This window comes from Pseudomonadota bacterium (genome assembly GCA_041395565.1).
In the GTDB taxonomy this organism is placed as follows: domain Bacteria; phylum Pseudomonadota; class Gammaproteobacteria; order UBA9214; family UBA9214; genus UBA9214.
On sequence record JAWLAI010000001.1, the window covers coordinates 1 to 1,617 of the forward strand.

The following is a 1,617-nucleotide window of genomic DNA, read 5'->3' on the forward strand; positions in this document are numbered from 1 at the left end:
GCCGTGTTGGCGGCGTCCTGGCCGGTCATGGCATCGACCACGAACAGGGTCTCGATCGGTTTCAGCTCGGCATGCAGCGCCTGGATCTCGGCCATCATGTCGGCATCGATGTGCAGGCGGCCTGCGGTATCTACGATCAAGACATCGAAAAAGCCCTTACGCGCAGCCGCAATCGCCGAGCGCGCGATCGCCAGCGGCTTCTGGTCAGAACTCGATGGAAAGAACTCGGAACCGACTTCGGCGGACAAGGTCTTCAGCTGCTCGATGGCCGCCGGCCGGTAGACGTCGGCGCTGACCACCATCACCTTCTTTTTCTCGCGCTCGATCAACAGGCGCGCCAGCTTGGCGACGCTGGTGGTCTTGCCCGAGCCCTGCAGCCCCGCCATCAGGATCACGGCCGGCGGCTGGGCGGCAAGATTCAACCGCTCGTTTGCCTCACCCATGACCCGGACCAGTTCGTCATTGACGATCTTGACCAGGACCTGACCCGGCGTGAGGCTGCGCAGCACCTCTTCACCCAGGGCCTTCTCTCGTACCTGCTCAACGAAGGTCTTGACCACCGGCAGGGCGACGTCAGCCTCGAGCAGGGCCATGCGCACCTCGCGCAAGGTGTCCTTGATATTGGCTTCGCTGATCCGCCCCTGGCCGCGGACCTTCTGCAGAACACCGCCGAGGCGGTCGGAGAGACTGGCAAACATAATTTTGACTTCGAGACCCTGGAGCGCATCCATTATACGGATGCAGGCACGGGAGCGTTATGCCATGATCTGGGTCCGGATGAACGTTACCCTGATCGCATTTTCAGCCGCCTTCGCGTACCTGCTCGGCGGCCTGAGTACCGGCATGCGGCTTTTCGGCGCTGAGGCCGACTGGCGCCCGTCGCGCGGGCTCGGGATCGGACTTGGTTTCGCCGGGCTGCTGCTGCACGCGGTGTTCCTTTACATAGGGCTGTTCACCGCGGCCGGACTGAACCTGAGTTTCTTCAATGCCCTGTCGCTGGCGGCATGGTCCGTGGCCGGTCTGCTACTGGTATCGTCGCTTAGCAAGCCGGTCGAAAACCTGGCAATCCTGGCGCTCCCGCTGGCGGCGATCATGGTACTGCTGGACCTGCGCTTTCCCGGGAGCCATCTGCTCGGTGAGGATGCCGGTTGGGAACTGCGCATCCACGTCCTGACATCGATGCTGGCCTATAGCCTGCTGACCCTGGCGAGTGCGCAGGCGATCCTGCTCGCGGTGCAGGACAATCACCTGAGACGCCACCACCCCGGCGGATTCATTCGTGCGCTGCCGCCGCTGCAGACGATGGAATCCCTGCTGTTCGAGATGATCAGCCTCGGTTTCGTGCTGCTCAGCGTGGCCCTTGCCACCGGGTTCCTTTACCTCGACGACATGTTTGCCCAGCACCTGGTGCACAAGACGGTATTGTCGATCGTGGCCTGGGTCGCGTTTGCGGTGCTGCTGTGGGGCCGTTACCGCTTTGGCTGGCGTGGACGCAAGGCGATCCGATGGACCCTGGTGGGTTTCATGGTGTTGATGCTGGCCTATTTCGGCAGCAAGGCAGTGGTCGAGTTGATACTGCGGCGCTGAGCGCCCTTGATACCGGACGTGCGGACGACG

At 62.8% G+C, this 1,617-nt stretch carries 2 protein-coding genes; one reads left to right on the forward strand and one right to left on the reverse strand.

The features are described from left to right. Positions 1-698 (reverse strand): signal recognition particle receptor subunit alpha (locus R3F42_00005; protein MEZ5540415.1); only part of this gene is annotated, 698 nt, incomplete at its 3' end. Between the two features lie 64 nt (positions 699-762). On the opposite strand from R3F42_00005, the gene ccsA reads away from it, so the two are divergent. Further along, a complete protein-coding gene (gene ccsA / locus R3F42_00010; GenBank protein ID MEZ5540416.1) occupies positions 763-1,587 on the forward strand; it encodes a cytochrome c biogenesis protein CcsA in 825 nt (274 codons plus the stop codon). The last annotated feature ends 30 nt before the right edge of the window (positions 1,588-1,617 follow it).

Coding starts and splice junctions, on each gene's coding strand:
- ccsA (MEZ5540416.1), top strand. CDS start 763: ATGATCTGGGTCCGGATGAACGTTACCCTGATCGCATTTTCAGCCGCC.